Origin of the sequence: Streptomyces sp. NPDC002790, assembly GCF_040295505.1 — a bacterium.
Lineage (GTDB): Bacteria > Actinomycetota > Actinomycetes > Streptomycetales > Streptomycetaceae > Streptomyces.
Genome location: NZ_JBEOVM010000011.1, coordinates 25,782 through 44,419 on the forward strand (window position 1 = coordinate 25,782; position 18,638 = coordinate 44,419).

General features: G+C 70.4%; 20 protein-coding genes. 8 read left to right on the forward strand and 12 right to left on the reverse strand.

Annotated elements, in window-relative coordinates:
- Positions 1-51 precede the first annotated feature (51 nt).
- Genes ABT004_RS08665 through ABT004_RS08675 form a run of 3 tightly spaced genes read left to right on the forward strand, consistent with a single transcriptional unit; the run spans position 52 to position 2,077 of the window.
- The gene (locus ABT004_RS08665; RefSeq protein ID WP_351332915.1) at positions 52-1,071 is read left to right on the forward strand and encodes an AraC family transcriptional regulator; all 1,020 of its coding nucleotides are present in this window, start codon (positions 52-54) and stop codon (positions 1,069-1,071) included.
- Positions 1,002-1,772 carry an AzlC family ABC transporter permease gene (locus tag ABT004_RS08670; protein WP_351332918.1) on the forward strand — a complete coding sequence of 257 codons (771 nt, stop codon included), beginning with the start codon at positions 1,002-1,004 and terminating at the stop codon, positions 1,770-1,772. The genes ABT004_RS08665 and ABT004_RS08670 overlap by 70 nt, the downstream gene beginning before the upstream one ends.
- Positions 1,769-2,077 (forward strand): AzlD domain-containing protein, encoded by a 309-nt coding sequence (locus tag ABT004_RS08675; RefSeq protein ID WP_351332921.1) that lies wholly within the window; start codon positions 1,769-1,771, stop codon positions 2,075-2,077. The genes ABT004_RS08670 and ABT004_RS08675 overlap by 4 nt, the downstream gene beginning before the upstream one ends.
- Here the strand turns inward: ABT004_RS08675 and ABT004_RS08680 are convergent.
- Complete coding sequence (locus tag ABT004_RS08680) at positions 2,067-3,356, reverse strand: MFS transporter (RefSeq protein ID WP_351332924.1); 1,290 nt, start codon at positions 3,354-3,356, stop codon at positions 2,067-2,069. The genes ABT004_RS08675 and ABT004_RS08680 overlap by 11 nt on opposite strands.
- Positions 3,356-4,774 (reverse strand): alkyl sulfatase dimerization domain-containing protein, encoded by a 1,419-nt coding sequence (locus ABT004_RS08685; RefSeq protein ID WP_351332927.1) that lies wholly within the window; start codon positions 4,772-4,774, stop codon positions 3,356-3,358. The genes ABT004_RS08680 and ABT004_RS08685 overlap by 1 nt, the downstream gene beginning before the upstream one ends.
- A 157-nt stretch (positions 4,775-4,931) precedes the next feature.
- On the opposite strand from ABT004_RS08685, the gene ABT004_RS08690 reads away from it, so the two are divergent.
- The gene (locus ABT004_RS08690; protein WP_351332930.1) at positions 4,932-6,110 is read left to right on the forward strand and encodes a PucR family transcriptional regulator; all 1,179 of its coding nucleotides are present in this window, start codon (positions 4,932-4,934) and stop codon (positions 6,108-6,110) included.
- A 46-nt stretch (positions 6,111-6,156) separates the two neighbouring features.
- Here the strand turns inward: ABT004_RS08690 and ABT004_RS08695 are convergent, their stop codons facing one another.
- Positions 6,157-7,107 (reverse strand): hypothetical protein, encoded by a 951-nt coding sequence (locus ABT004_RS08695; protein WP_351332933.1) that lies wholly within the window; start codon positions 7,105-7,107, stop codon positions 6,157-6,159.
- Between the two features lie 79 nt (positions 7,108-7,186).
- Between ABT004_RS08695 and ABT004_RS08700 the strand changes: the two genes are divergently transcribed.
- Together ABT004_RS08700 and ABT004_RS08705 are read left to right on the forward strand one after the other, a co-directional pair.
- Entirely contained in the window at positions 7,187-7,381 is a 195-nt protein-coding gene (locus ABT004_RS08700) for a DUF3046 domain-containing protein (protein WP_351332936.1), read from the forward strand.
- Between the two features lie 57 nt (positions 7,382-7,438).
- Positions 7,439-8,674, forward strand: a complete 1,236-nt coding sequence (locus tag ABT004_RS08705) for an AI-2E family transporter (protein WP_351332939.1) — start codon at positions 7,439-7,441, stop codon at positions 8,672-8,674.
- Positions 8,675-8,680: 6 nt separating this feature from the next.
- Here ABT004_RS08705 and ABT004_RS08710 read toward each other — a convergent pair whose 3' ends face one another.
- Positions 8,681-9,445 carry a hypothetical protein gene (locus ABT004_RS08710; protein ID WP_351332942.1) on the reverse strand — a complete coding sequence of 255 codons (765 nt, stop codon included), beginning with the start codon at positions 9,443-9,445 and terminating at the stop codon, positions 8,681-8,683.
- 82 nt (positions 9,446-9,527) lie between these two features.
- Positions 9,528-10,442: an aminoglycoside phosphotransferase family protein gene (locus ABT004_RS08715; protein WP_351332945.1), complete on the reverse strand. Its 915-nt coding sequence runs from the start codon at positions 10,440-10,442 to the stop codon at positions 9,528-9,530.
- A 244-nt stretch (positions 10,443-10,686) separates the two neighbouring features.
- Here ABT004_RS08715 and recA point away from each other — a divergent pair, with 244 nt between their 5' ends.
- Positions 10,687-11,808 (forward strand): recombinase RecA, encoded by a 1,122-nt coding sequence (gene recA / locus ABT004_RS08720; RefSeq protein ID WP_351332948.1) that lies wholly within the window; start codon positions 10,687-10,689, stop codon positions 11,806-11,808.
- 6 nt (positions 11,809-11,814) lie between these two features.
- On the forward strand, positions 11,815-12,597 hold the full coding sequence (gene recX, locus ABT004_RS08725) for a recombination regulator RecX (RefSeq protein ID WP_351332951.1): 783 nt from the start codon (positions 11,815-11,817) through the stop codon (positions 12,595-12,597).
- A gap of 130 nt (positions 12,598-12,727) precedes the next feature.
- Here recX and ABT004_RS08730 read toward each other — a convergent pair whose 3' ends face one another.
- The 7 genes from ABT004_RS08730 to ABT004_RS08760 form a co-directional block, all read right to left on the reverse strand.
- Positions 12,728-13,129 (reverse strand): rhodanese-like domain-containing protein, encoded by a 402-nt coding sequence (locus ABT004_RS08730; protein ID WP_451190186.1) that lies wholly within the window; start codon positions 13,127-13,129, stop codon positions 12,728-12,730.
- Positions 13,120-13,689 carry a cupin domain-containing protein gene (locus ABT004_RS08735; RefSeq protein ID WP_351332956.1) on the reverse strand — a complete coding sequence of 190 codons (570 nt, stop codon included), beginning with the start codon at positions 13,687-13,689 and terminating at the stop codon, positions 13,120-13,122. Before ABT004_RS08735 ends, ABT004_RS08730 begins: the two co-directional genes overlap by 10 nt.
- Positions 13,690-13,771: 82 nt before the next feature.
- Positions 13,772-13,861, reverse strand: a complete 90-nt coding sequence (locus tag ABT004_RS08740; protein WP_323187227.1) for a putative leader peptide — start codon at positions 13,859-13,861, stop codon at positions 13,772-13,774.
- Positions 13,862-13,946: 85 nt separating this feature from the next.
- Positions 13,947-15,632, reverse strand: coding sequence for an FAD-dependent monooxygenase (locus tag ABT004_RS08745; protein WP_351332960.1), 1,686 nt, complete (start codon positions 15,630-15,632; stop codon positions 13,947-13,949).
- A gap of 212 nt (positions 15,633-15,844) precedes the next feature.
- Positions 15,845-16,843, reverse strand: a complete 999-nt coding sequence (locus tag ABT004_RS08750; protein WP_351332963.1) for an amino acid ABC transporter permease — start codon at positions 16,841-16,843, stop codon at positions 15,845-15,847.
- On the reverse strand, positions 16,840-17,487 hold the full coding sequence (locus tag ABT004_RS08755) for an amino acid ABC transporter permease (RefSeq protein WP_326021166.1): 648 nt from the start codon (positions 17,485-17,487) through the stop codon (positions 16,840-16,842). The genes ABT004_RS08750 and ABT004_RS08755 overlap by 4 nt, the downstream gene beginning before the upstream one ends.
- A 144-nt stretch (positions 17,488-17,631) precedes the next feature.
- Positions 17,632-18,552 (reverse strand): glutamate ABC transporter substrate-binding protein, encoded by a 921-nt coding sequence (locus ABT004_RS08760; RefSeq protein ID WP_351332965.1) that lies wholly within the window; start codon positions 18,550-18,552, stop codon positions 17,632-17,634.
- Positions 18,553-18,638: the final 86 nt, after the last annotated feature.

Genomic DNA, 18,638 nt, shown 5'->3' on the forward strand with positions numbered 1-18,638 from the left:
ACCTGCGGAAACTGGTGGTTCATCGCAGGCGCCCTGACGCAGAATGGGGTCATGGCACGGACAGCGGGAAAGGGCGAATGGGCGCGGCACTGGCGCTATGAGCGGCTGCCGGGCCTCGATCTGCTGCGGGCCCGCTATGTCCGGCACACCTTCCCGCGCCACAGCCACGACGGCTTCGTGATCGGCGCGGTCACACGAGGGGTCGAGGCCATCGGCCTGCCCGACGGGACCTTGCACGCGGGCCCCGGGACCGTCGTCATGCTCAATCCGGAAGTGGCGCACACGGCGCGGGCGGGCGGCCCCGACGGTTGGGCGTACGCCACGCTCTACCCCTCCGCCGAGGTCATCGCCGAGATCGCCGCGGAGACCGGCACCGGGCGCGGCACCACGGTCTTCGGTGAGCGGATGGTCGCCGACCCACAGGCCTCGCAGATGATCAACGAGGTGCACAGGGCGGCGGAGCAGGGCAACGCGCTGGCCGCCGACAGCCTTCTCAGGGTCGTGCTCGCCCGGCTGCTCCGGGCCCATGGGACCTCCCTCACCGTGCGACCCCGGCGGTCCGCGGGGGCCACGGCCGTGGACCGCGCACGCGAGCTCCTCGAAGAGCGTCTCGCGGACCCGCCGTCCCTGGAAGCCCTCGCGGCCGAGCTCGGAACCAGCCCCTTCGCGCTGCTGCGGGCCTTTCGTGACGCGTACGGAATGCCGCCGCACACCTGGCTCACCAACGCGCGGGTGCGCGTGGCACGGCGGCTCCTGGAGGCGGGGACGGCGCCGGCCGATGCCGCCGTGGCCCTCGGCTTCACCGACCAGCCGCACCTGAACCGGCACTTCACCCGGATCGTCGGGGTGCCGCCGGGCGCGTACCAGCGCGAGCGCAAGAACGTACAAGAACAGGACCCGTCCCTCCTCGTACCGTGCGAGGCGTGGCAGACAGGACAACATCCCCAGACATACGTGGAGCCGAGGCCGGCCCTCCCGAGTCCGAGCAGTCGACCGAGCGCTTGCTCGGGTCCGAGGCATCCGAGGCCGAGTGGGAGTCCCGGTCCGAATCCGGGCGGGTCGGCGCGGTAGCCAAGCCGGACTCTGCCGTCGTCCGTGACGCGCTCGGTGTCGGCGTCGCCGTGGGCCTCTCCGGATTCGCCTTTGGGGTGACCTCGGCGGGGAGCGGACTCAGCGTGCTGCAGACCTGCGCGCTCAGCCTCCTTGTCTTCACTGGGGCGTCGCAGTTCGCGCTCGTCGGGGCGCTCGCGGCCGGCGGCAACCCGCTCACCGCCGCCGCGGGAGCGTTCTTCCTGGGCGTGCGCAACGCGTTCTACGGGCTGCGCCTGTCCCAGCTGCTGGCTCTCCCGCGCGCGGTGCGGCCGTTCGCCGCGCACTGGGTCATCGACGAGACGTCGGCCGTCGCGCTGGCGCAACCGACGCGGCGCAGCGTGCGGCTCGGTTTCACCGTCACAGGACTGACCCTGTACGTGCTGTGGAACCTCACCACGCTGCTCGGCGCCCTGGGCGCCTCGGCCATCGGCGACACCGATGCGTGGGGGCTCGACGCGGCCGGGCCCGCGGTGTTCCTGGCGCTGCTCGCGCCGATGCTGAAGTCCACCACGGAGCGGGCCGTCGCCGCCCTCGCCGTGGTCCTGATGCTCGGCCTGCTTCCCGTGCTGCCTGCCGGGGTGCCGGTGCTCGTGGCCGCCCTGGCGGCCCCGGCCGTGCTCTACGTAGAGGGGCGCCGCCGCACCGTGGCGTCCAATGCACGACAAGGAGAAGACCGTTGAACTTCTGGATCGCCATCGCGGTCACCGCGGTCGGCTGCTACGCCGTGAAACTGATCGGTCTGCTGGTGCCCGCGGGCGCCCTGGAACGACCCGTGGTGAAGCGTCTTTCAGTGCTGCTCCCGGTCGCTCTGCTGGCCGCCCTCACGGCCCAGCAGACATTCGCGGACGGACGCGTGCTCGTCCTGGACGCCAGGGCGGCCGGGCTCGCCGCGGCCGCCGTCGCGCTCGTGCTGCGGGCCCCGTTCCTGGTGGTGGTCGCGGCGGCCGTGGTGGTCACCGCGGGGGTGCGGGCACTTACGGGGTGACCTGGTGCGCGGGGAGGGCGGCCGGGGCCTCAGGGACGCCGAGCTGCGCCGCCGTGCGCTCGGGGCGGCAGAAGACGGCCGCGAGGACACCACCCGTCACCAGGAGGGCCGCGGTCAGCAGCCAGCCGTGTTCATAGCCTGCCGACACGGTGGCAGCGCCGTCCACCAGGCGCCCCAGGACGAGCGGCGAGACGATGCCCCCGAGGGCGTACACACACGTCAATACGCCCAGGACCGTGCCTCGTTGGATCGGGGGCACGATACGGGAGCAGGCTGTCGCCGCAACCGTGAGCATCACCATGGCGAGTGCCATCGGCCCCAGCATCATCGGTACCTTCACGGCCTGCGAGTCGGACAGGCCGAACAGCGCGGTCGCGCAGCCCGAGACCGCGACCAGGAGGCCCGCACCCGCACCTACGGGGAAGCGGGGAGACGTGCCCTTCAGGGCGGAGCGCCGGGCGAGCAGGCCGTGCGCCAGGAGGATGACACCGTGAGCGACGGCGCCCGCGCCGACCATGGTGCTCGCCTGGTGCAGATCCCAACCCATGACGTTCTCCATGTAGTCCGGCGCCCACGTGAGCGTCGCACTCATCGACCAGTACGCGGCGAACGAACCGAAGGCCGCGGTCAGGAATGTGGGCGACAACAGGACACGGCGCAGCGGCACCGTGAGGCTGTCCTGTGGCGTCCCTCCCGCCTGTTTGCCGAGGCTCGGGGCCAGGGGGCCCTCCTTGCCCCACAGGAGCCACGCCGCCGCCCAGACAAGGCCAACCAGGCCCACCGCGCCGAACGACCAGCGCCAGCCCCAGTGGACGATCACCCAGCTCAGTGCGGGCGCGGCCACCGCGACCCCGGCCGCGGCACCGACGAGCAGCAGCGCGGTCGGCAGCGCCCGCTCGCGCTGCGGAAACCAGCCGTGCACGTGATGCATCGCCACCGGCGACGCCGGCCCCTCGGCGGCGCCCAGAAGGACGCGCGTGACCACCAGCGCGCCGAAGCCCGCCGCGCCCCACAGCATCGGCAGCTGTGCCGCCGACCACAGCAGGGCGAGCCCCAGGAGCAACGGCGTCGTACGCACCCGCTTCGTGAGGGCCGAGACGCCGAGGGCCGCGACCGAGAACAGCGCGAAGAACGCGGACTGCGCGGTGCCGAACTCCTGGCGGCTGATGCCGAAGTCCGCCCGGATCTCGGGACCCGCGAGCCCCAGGACCGCCTTGTCCGCGAAGTTCACCACCATGAAGGCGAGCAGCAGCCACGTGGTACGCCAAGCTCCGCGCATCAGCAGCAGCCGTCCTCGTCGTCGACCACGCCGACGCTGATCGAGCCCTCGGCCCGCTTGCGGCCCTCGGGGGAACGCGTCAACTCCGTGGCGACATCCGTGCCTTCGACGACCGCGGCGGACTCTGCGGCCGCCCAGGAGAAGACCCCGCGCGCCATGGTCGAGGTCTCCTTGCCCGCCCGCTGCGCGTACACCTCGGCACGCGTGCGTGCCACTTCGGGATCCGTGGGGGCCGCCAGGGCCGCCGTCTCCGCCAGGTGCGAGGCGAGCCGCGTGTCGCCCGCAGCGAGCAACTCCCGTGCCCGCTCGGACAGTGCCGCGGCGCCGCCCGCCGCGCGCGCGTACTCGGCCGCGACGGCCGCCTCCGGCGCGGGCTTGAGGTGGGCCGGGTTCTGGTCGTACCAGCCGCCCCACAGGCGCCACAGGTTCCGGACGACGAACTCCGGCTCGTCATAGGCGGGGTGGAGGTACGGGCGGGACAGGAGGTCTTCGGGGACCTTCACCTCGTGAATGACCGTGTCGAGCCGGTGACCCGCGTTCATCAGCTCCCGCGTCTGCTCGCAGAGCGACTCCAAGAAGCGCGCGGTGTCGTCCAGGGCGCGGTTCACGCGTTCGACGCCCATGATGGGAACGCCGTGCCCCGGCAGCAGCAGCTCCGCGCCCAGCTCCTGCATGGAGCGCAGGGCCCGCGCCCAGTCCTCGGGGTAGCGCTGCACCTTCTGCGGATTGCCCGCGTTCGGCGTGTTCCAGATGAACAGATCGCCCGTGCACAGGGCCTTGAGTTCCGGCACCCATACGTAGGTGTGGTCGTCGGTCTCCCCGCGCGCGTGGACGAGTTCGAAGGTCAGCTCGCCGCGGCGGAATGTCAGCCGGTCCCGGTAGACGGTGTCCGGGTAGCGGTACGTGGTGGGCCATTCCAAGGTGGGCACGCCGAACTGCCGCCGGTTGATCCACGAGTTGTAGCCGGCCGTCCGTATGTAGCGGTCGAACCGGGCCGACACAGCCTCGTGCGCCACCACCTCGGGGCGTGCGGCGCCGCTTTCCGCCGCCTCCTTGTCGAAGGGGAACACTCCGAAGACATGGTCCACGTGCCCGTGCGTGTAGACCACGGAGTGCACCGGGCCCGCCCCGAATCCCTTGACCGCCGTGTGCAGTTGCGCCGCAGTACGGAAGTCGCCCGAATCGACGAGCACCGCACCGTCACCGGTGTCGAAGACAGTCACGTTGGCGAAGGCGGGGAAGAAACCCACCCGTGGGCTCAGCCGCACCAGTTCGTCCGCCGTGTAGGCGCCCGAGAGATGCGGAAGCAGCGTCTCGGACCCCTGCCAGACCCGGTCCGCGTAAGCGGCGTAATCCACCGGCTTGTAGTCCACCGGCTCCGGCGAGGTCGTCTCCGGTGCGGGGTTGTGCTCGGTCATGGGTGCGGCTCCTCCGGGTACGGGGCGATCTTTCGGCGTTCCCCGAGTCAAGGCGCACAAGAAGGCCCGGAACAGCGCTTGGCGTCACATCCCGATTGTCTCAGCGCTGTGACGCGTCACAATGGGGCGCCCTGTAGCCGATATCGGTGGAGGTCCCGTGCCGTTGTCCCCGGAAGCGCGTTCTCTCGCCGCACGCTGCGAGCCGCGCGTCAACGAACTGGCGCGGCGCATGGCCAGGGATGCCTTCGAGGAACTCCCCGGCTACGCGGAGCTGCCGGACGACGTGAAGGACCTGGAGGTCGCGGCGACCGCGCGCTACGGCGTACGGCTGTTCCTGCGCCACGTCGGCGACCCGGACACGCAGCAGCCCGGAGGCCACCGGCTGTTCCGCGAGAGGGCCGCTCAGCGCGCCGAGGAGGGCATGCCGCTGCACCTACTGCTGCGCACGCACGCGCTCGGCTCCTACGTCCTGTGGCGGGCCCTGCGTGAAGCGGCGGAGCCCGGCGACGAGGCGGCCCTCGTCGAACTCGTCGACCTCCTGCTGCGGGCGCAGCCCGGAGTCGTCGGCTCGGTCGCCGAGACGTACCTGGACGAACGGTCCGCCCTTGAGGCCGAACAGCACGCGCAGCAGCGGTCGTTGGTGCGCGGGCTGCTCGACGGGATGCTCCCGCCCGGACACGTGCTGCTCGACCAGCTACGGCTCACGGGACCCGCCCATGTGCTTGCGCTCGGCACGGACGCGGCGCCCTCGGAGGAGCCCGTCGCGGTACGCCGCCGGCTGCGCCGTATCCAGAGCGTTCTGGACCGCACCTTCGGTGCGCCTGTGCTCGCCCTCCTGGACGGCGGCGGGGGACGGGTCGTCGTCCCGAAGGACCGCCCTCCGCCCGACGACCTGCCGCACCACCTCAGCCGGGCGAGCGGCCTGCCCGTACGGGTGGCCGCGGTGCGGGCGGGCGGCCCCGAGCTCATACCCGACGCGGCCCGTACCGCGACCGAGGTCCTGCGCATCACGCGCGTGTGCGGCCTGCCACCGGGTCTGCACCGTCTGGACGACGTCCTGCTCGAGTACCACCTCTCCCGGCGCAACGAGAGCAGCCACCTCATCGCCGCCCTCCTCGATCCTGTCGCCGAGCGGCCCGAACTCCTGGAGACGCTCCGCACGCATCTGACCCACCAACAGGACCGCAGGGCCACCGCGGAAGCGCTCGGGCTGCACCCGAACACGGTCGACAACCGGTTGGCAAAGATCGCCGAGTGGACCGGCATCGAACTGTCCTCACCCCGCGGCTCGGCCCTGGCCATCGCGGCGCTGCTCCTGCGCGACGCGGATCACTGAGGGGGAACGCGACACTACAGAGGACCGCGGCACGACAACGGTGGCACTACAAGGGACGTCCGTAAGCGCGCAGCGTGCGCAGTGCGTCGATGGTCACCATGGGGCGTGCCTCCATGACGATCGTCGGCGCCCACTGTCGCCAATTCATCGGCCAACCACCATCCTCCTGTTGCTCGCTCACCAGATGGTCGAGCGAACTGGCCATCTCCTCGTCGGTGAACCAGGAGCGGGCCAGCGACTCGGGCGCCTTGGCGAAGTCGTACGGGAAGTGGTGCTCGTCCGGGGCGTAGCCGGGCGCGACCGGGTAGTCCTCCCTGCGCTCCGGATCGAGCACCACGAGCCGCTGCTCGCGCACGAGGCGGCCGAGGCGGTCGGCGGCGACCCGGGCGCGCGGGCGGTCGGGTGCGCTGTCCAGGAAGGCGACCGCGGCCTGTACCTCGTACGGGTGGGACGTCTTCAGGGACTCGACGGCCGACCAGCAGAAGTCGGTGGCCCGGAACAGCCAGGCGTGCCACACCTCGTTGCGGTGCAGCAGGCCTACGACGGGCCCGGTGGCCAGCAGCTCACTCGGCGGATCGTCCACCACAGGGACGAACGGGGCGCAGGGAAAGCCGCGTTGGCTGGGGTGGACCGCCGGGAGCGCGCCTTCCGGGGTGGAGACGGCGGTCAGGTAGCGGCACAACCGCTCCACGCGCTGCCCCGAGCATCGCCCGATCGAGTCGAGGACGCGCAGCGCGTGCACGGTGTGCAGGGGCTGGCTGACCGGGCCGCGCAGGTCCGGTTCGAGTGCGTGTCCGTAGCCCTCGTCATCGTTGCGGTACGCGGTCAGAGCCGTCTCGACGGAGTCGGCCGCGGTGGGGGACCCGTCCAGGAAGTGATAGACGAAGCGGCGCTGTTCAAGGACGCGTGCGGTCAGCCAGATGAACGTCTCGGCACGGGAGAGCGGGGAGCGTGCCGGGGGCGACGGGGGGAGTGGGGAAGCTCCGGTTTCGGCCATGCACCGACCGTAGGACGGAAAGCGTTCTCGACAAGCCTCCCGAGCACGGCTGCACTCTCAGGGGCGGGATACTGGACGCATGCGGTTGACGGTCTTCTGGCAGCGAATGACGGATCACTTCGGATCCGGTTACGCCGACACATTTGCGAGCGATCATGTAATGGCGGGGCTCGGCGGGCGAACGGTCCACCAGGCGCTCGACGCGGGCTGGGAAGCCAAGGACGTCTGGCGTGTCGTGTGCACAGCGATGGACGTACCGGACGGGAAGCGCTGAAGGGTGAAGGAACGGGGGCGGCCGACGATTGTCGGCGGCGTGGGCGAGACTGGCAGCGTGGCACCGACAGACGAAACCTTCCAGGTGGCGGACGACGCCGCGCCGCCCGGCACTACGCCGCCCGAGCGGCCGCCGGGCTCGGCGCCGACCCCACGCGCGAGGATGCCGCGCTGGCTGCCGCGCGCCATGGTGCTCGCTCTGGCCCTCATCGCCTGTTTCCAACTGGGCTATTGGGCCTTCCACCAGCTGACCGGGCTGTTGATCAACGTACTGATCGCGTTCTTCCTGGCACTCGCCGTGGAGCCCGCGGTCAGCAGGATGTCGGCGCGCGGGCTGCGCCGGGGCTTCGCCACGTTCCTGGTGTTTCTGGCCGTGATGATCGTGAGCGCGGGCTTCGTCGTGCTCATGGGGTCGATGCTCGCGGGCCAGATCGTGGACATGTTCGACGACTTCCCGAAGTACCTCGACCAGCTCATCCGTTGGGTCAACGACACGTTCCACACTGAACTCAGCAGGGTCGAGGTGCAGGACAGCGTGCTGCACTCGGACTGGCTCCAGCGGTACGTCCAGAACAGCGCCACCGGCGTCCTGGATGTCTCCACCCAGGTACTCGGCGGGCTGTTCCAACTCCTGACGATTCTGCTGTTCTCGTTCTACTTCGCTGCCGACGGCCCGCGTCTGCGGCGTGCGCTGTGTTCGGTCCTGCCGCCCGCCAAGCAGGCCGAGGTGCTGCGCGCCTGGGAGATCGCCGTCGACAAGACCGGCGGGTATCTCTACTCACGTGGCCTCATGGCGTTGATCTCCGGGGTCGCGCACTACATCCTGCTCGCGGCGCTCGGCGTCCCGTACGCGCCCGTGCTCGCTGTGTGGGTGGGGCTCGTCTCGCAGTTCATCCCGACCATCGGCACGTATCTGGCGGGCGCCCTGCCGATGCTGATCGCCTTCACGGTGGACCCCTGGTACGCGCTGTGGGTGTTCATCTTCGTAGTCGTGTACCAGCAGTTCGAGAACTATGTGCTGCAGCCGAAGCTGACCGCGAAAACCGTGGACATCCACCCGGCCGTCGCCTTCGGTTCGGTCATCGCGGGCACCGCGCTCCTGGGGGCCGTCGGTGCCCTGATCTCGATTCCGGCCGTCGCGACGCTGCAGGCGTTCCTGGTGGCGTACGTGAAGCGCTACGACGTCACCGACGACCCGCGCGTGCACGGGCACCGCAGACGCGGGGCGTCTCTGCTGGCACGGATGCGGCGCATCGTGAAGGAACCGAACGAGCCGCATCCCGGGGGCCAGTAGTCCGGCTCAGTACGTGACGGCCGCCCAGAGCGCGGACGCGAGGACGGCGGCCACGTAGCAGCCGACTGCCGCGTACATGACGCGCATCTTGAGGCGGTCGCTCCAGGACGTGCGCGACATCAGCCAGGCGACGGCGGGGAGTACCAGCACGGCGTGCAGGCTGACACCGTGCAGCGGCTTGAGGGCGGCCGTCGAGTGGTAGGCCGCCTCCTGGTGCCCGGTCCGCGTCAGGACGACACCGCGCGCGATCATCGCCGCGCCGGACGCGAGAGCCACCAGAAGGACGGCGAACCCGGTGCGCACGGCGAGGGGCATCCCTGTGGGGCCGCTCGGCCGCTTCCTGAGGGACACGACGGCGAAGGAGGTCAGGAGTGCCACCAGGATGCCGCCGCCCACCGCGAGGGACATGGAGACGACACTGTCGAAGGCCGTCTCCATGTCGAGGTGCGACGGCACTTTGCGCCATGCCTGAAGGGTGATTCCGGCGACCTCCAGGACACAGTCCGCGGCGAACACCACGAGCAGGGTGTCGCGCACCCGGGCACTGACCTTGAGGTGCGAGGTCACCCAGGTGATGGCCATGAGGGTCAGGCCGAAGGAGAGCCCGAAGGTGATGGGCTTGCGCCAGGAGACCGGCCCGTTCCAGGGGCCGCCGTCGACTTCGAAGACGACGAGGTGCAGGAGACCGGACACGACCAGGGCCGCGCCGGTCGCGTAGCAAACGCGCTCGGCGGGTCGGCGGGCCGGAGCTCGGTTCGCGTGGGTGGCCATGGGACAAGGCTCGTCACATGGGCCCCTGTGGTCGTCGTCCGGCTGAAGACACTCGCCGTACGACGCGGGGAGTACGCGTGTGTCAGCGCGCGGCCGACGCGACCAGGCGGCGCAGCGAGGCGTGGCCGGGCGGCCCCCAGGTGGGTTTGCCGCCGGGGAGGCCGTGGTCGCCGGCGTGCCCGATGATGATGCAGACCAGGGCCTTCATGACCGCCCAGCCGCGGGCGCGGCGCAGGGTGGCGGCGTCGAGGGCCGGCCGATAGGCGTCGTGGAAGCGTTCGGTGGAGCCGTCCGGCAGCAGCAACCAGGCGGCGGCCAGATCGCAGGCCGGATCGCCTACGCAGAGGTCACCGAAGTCGATCACACCGCAGAAGGTGTCGTCCCTGGTGAGGACGTTCGCCGGATGCAGGTCCGCGTGGAGCCACAGCGGCGGGCCCGACCAGTCCGGCGCACCGGCGGCGTCCTCCCAGACCGCGCGGACGGCGTCCGGGTCGGGGATCAGGCCGAGCTCGGTGGCCTCCGAGAGGTACTGGGCGAACCCCTCGGCATGCTCGGCCAGCGGGCCCCCACGGTTGCGGCCGGTCGGCGCTCCCTCGGGGGCCGGCCGGTGAAGAGCGGTCAGGAAGGCTCCCAGGGTGTCGGCCGAATCGGCGGCGACGGCGGGTGCCCGGTCGGCAGGTGAGCCCGGCACCCAGGTGGTGACGATCCAGGGGCGGGGAAACCGCTCGGAGGGCTCACCGAGGCGCTGGGGGACAGGAACGGGCAGGGGAAGACGTGGGGCGAGGGCAGGGAGCCAGGCGTGCTCCTTGCGCAGCAGCGCGTCCGCCGACTCGGTGGCCCAGGGCAACCGGACGGCGAGATCGTCGCCGAGCCGCCACAGCTGGTTGTCCCATCCGCGGGCGCCGAGTCTCACGGGGCGGTCGGCCAGGTCGGGGTGCTGTTCGTGGAGCAGCTCCTGGACCAGCTCTGCGGTGATCTCGATCGCTGTGTTGGTCATGCGGAGTCACGGTAGCCGAGGCGTACCGGCCCGCGTGGTGCGCTTGACACCGAAATCGAACATCCATTCTTATGGAGTGTCCAGAGCCACTTTCCCCCAGTGTTTCCAAGGGATTCGGGGAAGGTGGCCGGGCGAGGAGCCTCGAGTTATCCACAGGCGAGACAGGCGTCGAGGCCGATTGTCAGTGGCAGGCGTTAGCGTCTTTGGCGTGAAGCGATCGACTCAAGCAAACCGGGTGGAACCCATGGCAGGAACCGACCGCGAGAAGGCGCTCGACGCCGCGCTCGCGCAAATTGAACGGCAATTCGGCAAGGGCGCAGTGATGCGCATGGGCGAGCGGCCGAATGAACCCATCGAGGTCATCCCCACGGGGTCGACCGCGCTCGACGTCGCGCTCGGCGTCGGCGGTATTCCGCGTGGCCGTGTGGTGGAGGTGTACGGGCCGGAAGCCTCCGGTAAGACGACCCTGACCCTGCATGCCGTGGCCAACGCACAGAAGGCCGGCGGCCAGGTGGCCTTCGTGGACGCCGAGCACGCGCTCGACCCCGAGTACGCCAAGAAGCTCGGCGTCGACATCGACAACCTGCTCCTGTCCCAGCCGGACAACGGCGAGCAGGCCCTCGAGATCGTCGACATGCTGGTCCGCTCCGGCGCCCTCGACCTGATCGTCATCGACTCCGTCGCCGCGCTCGTGCCGCGCGCGGAGATCGAGGGTGAGATGGGCGACTCGCACGTGGGTCTGCAGGCCCGCCTGATGAGCCAGGCGCTCCGGAAGATCACCAGCGCGCTCAACCAGTCGAAGACCACCGCGATCTTCATTAACCAGCTGCGCGAGAAGATCGGCGTCATGTTCGGCTCGCCGGAGACCACGACCGGTGGCCGCGCGCTGAAGTTCTACGCCTCGGTGCGTATCGACATCCGTCGTATCGAGACCCTGAAGGACGGCACGGACGCGGTCGGTAACCGCACCCGCTGCAAGGTCGTCAAGAACAAGGTCGCGCCGCCCTTCAAGCAGGCCGAGTTCGACATCCTCTACGGGCACGGCATCTCCCGCGAGGGCGGCCTGATCGACATGGGCGTGGAGCACGGCTTCGTGCGCAAGGCCGGCGCCTGGTTCACATACGAGGGCGATCAGCTCGGCCAGGGCAAGGAGAACGCCCGCAACTTCCTGAAGGACAACCCCGACCTGGCCAACGAGATCGAGAAGAAGATCAAGGAGAAGCTGGGCGTCGGTGTCCGCCCGGTGGAGCCCGGCAGCGAGCCGAGCGCGGACGCGGCGGAGACGGCCGCCCCTGCCGAGGACGCGGCCAAGACGGTCCCCGCGCCCAAGGCAGCCAAGTCCAAGGCCGCGGCGGCCAAGAGCTAGTCCGCCGTGACACGACGAACCGACTGGGCCGATGACGACGTACGCTTCGCCGTTCCCGAGGACCGGGGGAGCGGGGGCAGCGAGGTGTACGACGGCATGGCGTACGGCGAGGCCGGAGATGACGTCGAAGCGGGGAGCGGTGCGGCGGGCGGGCCGCGCCGTGGTGGACGCAAGCGAGGCGGGGCCGAGCCGCGTGGGCGTCGGCGCCGGGGCGGATTCGGGGATCCGTCCGGCGCCGTACAGGACGACGGCCCCCCTGACTCGTCGAGGGCCGAGCGGGGGGCGCCGTCAGGAGACCCGGCTGAGCGGGCGCGGAACATCTGTCTGCGTCTGCTCACCGGGACTCCGCGTACGCGCAAGCAGTTGGCCGACGCGCTGCGCAAGCGCGAGATCTCCGATGACGTGGCGGAGGAGGTGCTGAGCCGGTTCGAAGAGGTGGGGCTGATCAACGACAGCGCCTTCGCGGACGCGTGGGTGGAGTCGCGGCACCACGGCCGGGGACTTGCCCGCCGGGCGCTCGCCCGTGAGCTGCGCACCAAGGGCGTGGACTCGACGGTGATCGATGAGGCGGTCGGGCAGCTCGACTCCGAGCGGGAGGAGGAGACCGCGCGTGAACTCGTCGCGCGCAAGCTCCGTTCCACGCGAGGTCTCGACCGCGACAAGAGGCTGCGCCGCCTCGCGGGGATGCTCGCTCGCAAGGGGTATCCGGAGGGCATGGCGCTGAGAGTGGTGCGGCAGGCGTTGGAGGAAGAAGGGGAGGAAACCGAGGACCTGGAGTTCGGGGACTAACGACTCGGCCGGAAGCCGGAAGCCGGAAGCCGGAAGCCGGAAGCCGGAAGCCGGAAGCCGGAAGCCGGAAGCCGGAAGCCGGAAGCGCTCTCGCGCTTCCGGGTCGCGGCTGCCTGCCACGGTCTGCCCCTCACGCCTCCGTGACGGGCAGACCTGCCGTTCGCCAGGCCTGGAAGCCACCCACCAGGTCCGTCGCGCGGCGCAGGCCCAGTTGGTGCAGGGAGGCGGCGGCGAGGCTCGACGCGTAGCCCTCGTTGCAGACGACCACGACGCGCAGGTCGTGACCGGTGGCCTCCGGAGCGCGGTGACTGCCCCGAGGGTCGAGGCGCCACTCCAGTTCGTTGCGCTCGACCACAAGAGCCCCGGGGATCAGGCCGTCGCGCTCCCGCAGCGCCGCGTACCGGATGTCGACCAGTAGCGCCTCGCCGCGGGACGCCGCGTCGAACGCGTCCCGCGCCTCGACCCGGTCGAGCTCGGATCGCACCCGCTCAAGAAGCTCGTCGATGCCCACTGGTGAAGCGCTCACTGCCAGTCCTCCGGGCGCTCCACCGACTCCAGACGCAGCACCGGGCCCGTGCGGCTGTAGCGCCGGATCCGGGGGAGCGGTGGGTAGTAGGCGTGGACCGAGACGGCGTGCTCGATGGCGGACTCGTTCAGGACCTCGTGCACGTGGTGGCGGCCGAAGGCGCGTCCCTCCCCCACCGTCAACTCCCGTGCCCTGTCGACGTCTTCGGAGAGTTCCAGGGTCTTCCACCCGTCGGTGGGAAGGCGCGCGGCGAGCGAGTTCTCCGTGAGCGCGCCGCCCGCGGTCAAGAAGGCACCGACGGACTCGGCATGGTCGTGCCAGCCCGTGCCGGTGCCCGGCGGCCAGCCGATGAGCCAGGCCTCGCTGCCGTCGGGGCCTTCGAGCCGCACCCATGTGCGGCCCTCCGGATCGAGCGGCAGTGAGGCGATCAGGTCGCGGTCCTGAGCGACGCTGCGGACGAAAGCGAGGAGGTCGGCCTGCGTGGGCGCGGCCGACGGCGTACGGGAAGGAGCCGTACGGGAACGCGCAGTGGATTGCGCGAGAGCGGATTGCGTGAGACTGGACACCGGTACCGTCCTGGGAGTTCGCGAAAAGCACGCGCCGCCGAAACGCCGCACGGCGGGCACGTGAAAAGGAAGAGATGCGAATTCAGCAGGAGGGGTGACACACGCAGCCCGCATAGCGGATGAGGTCCATATGGACCCTCCGCCACAGGCGTACATCGGTGTCGACCGTCACGCTCCGGAGTACACCATGGGGGCAGGTGACGGTCAACTCATCGATCTCGGCGAGCGGCTCAGGCGAGGCGGCTTAGGCGGGCGGCTCAGCGGCCGGCGCCGCTTTTCACCGGACCCTTCTCCTCCGCGGGCCTGCCGAGGGCCGTGCGCGCGGCCTCGTAGAGCTCCGCCGGACGTACGCCGCTCAGTGCCGTGACCAGATGGCCGTCGGGCCGGATCAGCAGCACTGTGTGCGCAGGGGCCTCCGGGTAACGCTCCGCGACAAGCAGCTCGGCCTCGTGGGGGAGCGCCGCGACGGCCGCCGCGAGCCGTGGCATCAGGCCCGCCGACATCCAGTGCTTGCGCTCCCACACCACGGTCCCGGGGGCGACGAGGACGACGAGCAGTGGCCCGCGGCCGAGCCGGTCCCGGAGGCGTACGAACGAGCCGTCCGGCGCGGTCACCTCGACATCCGCGATCGGCGCGCCGGGCGCCGTGCCCACGTCCACCTGCGACTCGGAGCGCGCAGGCGCGAGCCGCGAGTCGGCGTACGCCCCCGGCGCGCCGAGCGGCCCGTGCCCCAAGTGACCGTCCGTGAGCAGCGCGTCGTGCCCGCGCGCGGCACCGGGGACGTACCCCCGCAGCCCCCCGCCACCGCGCAGTATCGGCAGCGCCTGGTCCGCGGCGCGCAGCCGCCCGGCCACCACGGCACGGCGCTCGGCCTGATAGCTGTCGAGCAGCGCGTCGGTGGCGGCGTGCGCCCCCTCATGCCAGGCGAGGGCCAGCTTCCAGGCGAGGTTGTCGGCGTCGCGCAGCCCCTCGTCCAGGCCCTGCGTGCCGAGCGCGCCCAGCAGGTGCGCCGCGTCCCCCGCGAGGAAGACACGGCCCACGCGCCAGCGGCGGGCGAGCCGGTGATGGACCGTGTGGACTCCGGTGTCGAGCAGTTCGTACGGCGGGGTGGAGCCTCCGCACCAGCCCGCGAGCGTCTCCCGGATGCGGGTCACGAGGACATCCGGGGTGACCAGGTCGCTGCGGGGCGGCAGCAGCCAGTCCAGGCGCCAGACGCCGTCGGTGAGGGGGCGGCCGACGACCTCCGAGCCCGAGCGGCCCGAGGTCCGCCACGGAGGGCTCCTATGGAGCAACGCCTCACCGGGCCACGGAAGTTCCGCACGCAGCGCGGCGACCGCGTGGCGTTCGACGGCGGTGCGGCCGGGGAAGCGGATGTCGAGGAGCTTGCGGACCGTGGAGCGCGGCCCGTCGCAGCCCACGAGGTAACTGCCGCGCCACCACGTGCCCTTGGGGCCGCGGGTGTGAGCGGTCAGGCCCGTCTTCTCCTCCTCGAGCGAGTCGAGACGGCTGTCGACGGCGAGCTTGATGAGTCGTTCCGAGTCCACGGCCCTGCGCAGGGCGTCGGTCAGGTCGTGCTGGGCGATGTGCAGGGGCGCGGGCAGCGCGTTGGCGGGTGCTACCGGGGCACCGGACGCCCCCGGTCCACCGGATGCTCCGGTCTCACCCTCCGTACTCTGCTCACCGAAGGTGAGCACACCCATCACTTGCTTGCGGCGCATGGAGCGCCAGCCCGTCCAGCGGGCGCCGATGCCCTCGAACGACGTCCCCGCGAGCCGCTCGGCCAGCGCCGCGGTGTCCTCGCGCAGCACCACCGTGCGGGCGGGCCGCTGTTCGTCCTTGCCGGGGCCCTCGTCGAGGATCACGGAGGGTACGCCGTGCCGCGCGAGAGCGAGGGACAGTGCGAGCCCGACGGGACCCGCGCCGACGACGATCACCGGGTCCACGGCGCGGCCCCTCCCGCCCCGAGAGACCCGCCGGGAAGTGTCCCGTGCCAGGGCACGGGCGGCGTACTGGACCTACAAGGACGGGCAGTTGGAGCGGGGTGCGCGTTCACAGAGCGTATGCAACCCATTGCCGGTGCTTGCGTCAAGTGACGGCGGCAGTGGCGATCACGCCACTGCCGCCGTGCAGCTCAGGCCCCGCGCGCGGGGTCGGGTCAACTTCTTGGCGAACCGGGTCCTTCGGATCGGTCATCACCCTGCGGCCGCTCGTCAACGGTCCCGGAGGCAGCCGTGCCATGGCCGGCCCCGCCAGGCAGGTCCGCGGAGTCCATCAGGCCCCCCTCGGCGACGGGTTCGGCGGCCGCGGCCACCTTGATGCCGGTCTTGGCGCGGCGGCCGCGCCGCTCGATCCAGTTGGCGAGCCCGGACAGGGCCAGACACATCAGGACGTAGATCGTGCCGGTCACGACGAGTACCGGAACGTACGGGTATTCGCCCTCGATCAAGGTGTTGTTGGCCAGCTTGCGGGCGGCGTACAGGAGCTCCGCGTACGTGATGATGTAGCCGAGCGAGGTGTCCTTAAGGGTGACGACCAGCTGGCTGATAATCGTCGGCAGCATCGAGCGGATCGCCTGCGGCAGCAGCAGCATGGTCATCACTTGATACTTGCGCAGGCCCAGTGCGTACGCCGCTTCGACCTGGCCGCGCGGCACGGCCTGGAAGCCGGCCCGCAGCACCTCGGCCTGAACCGAGCTGTTGTAGACCGTGAGGCCGATCACCAGCGCCCAGAAGGCGTTGTTCTCGCCGATCACACCCAGGTCGCTCTTGTAGGTGAGGAAAAGAACCCACAGGGCGTAAATGGTGATCAGTAGCGGGATGGCGCGGAACAGCTCGATGAAGCCCGTGGCGAACCAGCGGATCGGTCGGTGATCCGAGTACCGGGCCACCGCGAGGACGACGCCGAGCACCAGTGAGAGGACGCCCGCGGCGGCGAAGACCTTCAGGGTGGTCAGGATGCCGTCACGGATCGCGGCACGCACGTTGGCGTAGTTGAAGATGTCCCACTTGGCGGCGGCGAACTGGTCCTTGGACGCGAGCTGCGCGACCACGAAGACGATGAGCCCGACGACCGCGAGCGTACCGACGACGGTGTAGATCCGGTTGCGCGTGCGGGCCTTGGGGCCCGGGGCGTCGTAGAGAACGCTGGCACTCATCGGGCGACCTCCAGGGTCCTCTCGAGCACCCGGAACAAGATGCTGATGGCGAAGGTGATGACCAGGTAGCCGAGCGCCACCCACAGGAAGACCCAGGCGATCGGGTACCCCTGGTCGCTCAACAGCTTCTGCCAGCCGAACAGTTCGGTGACGCTGAAGGCGCCCGCGATGGCCGAGTTCTTGGTCAGCGCGATGAAGATGGAGCTCAGCGGCGGCAGCACGGTGCGCACCGCCTGCGGCAGGATGATCAGGCCGAGCGTCTGGAAGAACGACATGCCGATCGAGCGCGCCGCCTCGGCCTGCCCGAGCGGCACGGTGCTGATGCCGGAGCGCACCGCCTCGCAGACGAACGAAGAGGTGTAGCAGCTCAGTACGATCAGGGCCTTGACCCACGGGCTGAAGCCGAAGTCGAGGACCTGGGGCACCGCGAACCAGATGACGAGGAACAGCAGCGTCAGTGGGGTGTTGCGGAACAGCGTGACCCAGGCGGTGCCGAAGTACCGCAGAGGCGGTACGGGCGAGACCCGGAAACCGGCGAGGACCGTGCCGAGCAGCATCGCGAGGAGGCCGCTGGCCAGGGTCAGGCCTATGGTGCCGAGGAATCCCTCGCGGAATTCCGAAAGGTGGTCGAGCAGTACATTCACGGGGAGTTCCTCGTGGGGCGGCAGCGGTCGGGCAGGGGGAGCCGCGCCCTGTACGCCGATACGACGTACAGGGACACAGTCAACTCACTGCCTGCGAGTAACAGGCGGCTGGACGCTCAGGAGCGGCGAACGCTCAGCAAGCGCTCAGTAGCGCTCCAGGGCCGGCGGCTCGGTGAACTCGGCGCCGGAGAGGCCGAGCGTCGCGTCGTAGGCCTTCTTGTAGTCGCCGTTCTTCTCGTGCGCCTCAAGGGCGTCGGCGACCGCGTCGCGCAGGGCCTTGTCGTCCTTGCCCATGCCCACACCGTAGGGCTCCTTGGTGAAGGGCTTGCCGACGACCTGCAGCTTCTTCGGGTTCTGCGCGGCGTAGCCCTTCAGGATCGCGTCGTCGGTGGTGACGGCGTCGACCTCGTTGTTGAGCAGCTGCTGCACGCACTCCGAGTACTTCGCCAACTCGACGGTCTCGGCGCCGTACTTGGGCTTCTTGATCTCCTGCAGCGGGGTCGAGCCCTTGATGGAGCAGACCTTCTTGCCCTTCAGGGAGGTCGGGCCCGTGATGCCCTTCTCGTCGCTGCGTACCAGAAGGTCGGCACCGGCCATCATGTACGGGCCCGCGAAGCCGACCTGCTTCTTGCGCTCGTCGTTGATCGTGTACGTGCCTACGTAGAGGTCGACATCTCCCTTGGAGATGGTGGTCTCGCGGACGCCGGAGTCGATCGTCTTGAACGTGATCTGGTCGGCCTTGAAGCCGAGGTCGGCCGCGACCATCTTGGCGATCTCGATGTCGAAACCGGAGCGCTTGCCGCCGGAGTCCTGGAAGCCCAGGTACGGCTGGTCGTCCTTGGAACCGATGACGATCTTGCCGGCCTTCTGGGCCTTCTTCAGAGTCGCGGAGTCGACCTTCACATCACTCTTCACCGCGTACGTCGGCAGCTTGGGCTGGTCCTTGCCACCCGAGGCCCCGGCGGCCTTGTCACCGGCGTTGCCGGACTCGCCGCCACAGGCGGTGGCGGTCAGCGCGAGCGCGGCGACGGCGGCGGCCGCCGCGGCGGACTTTCGGAGCTTCATGGTGAACATCCTTCGTGTCGGCAGATTCGGCAGTAGGGAAAAGGCAACACGCGCGCGTGGGGCGCCGGTTGTGGCCCCGCGCGGGG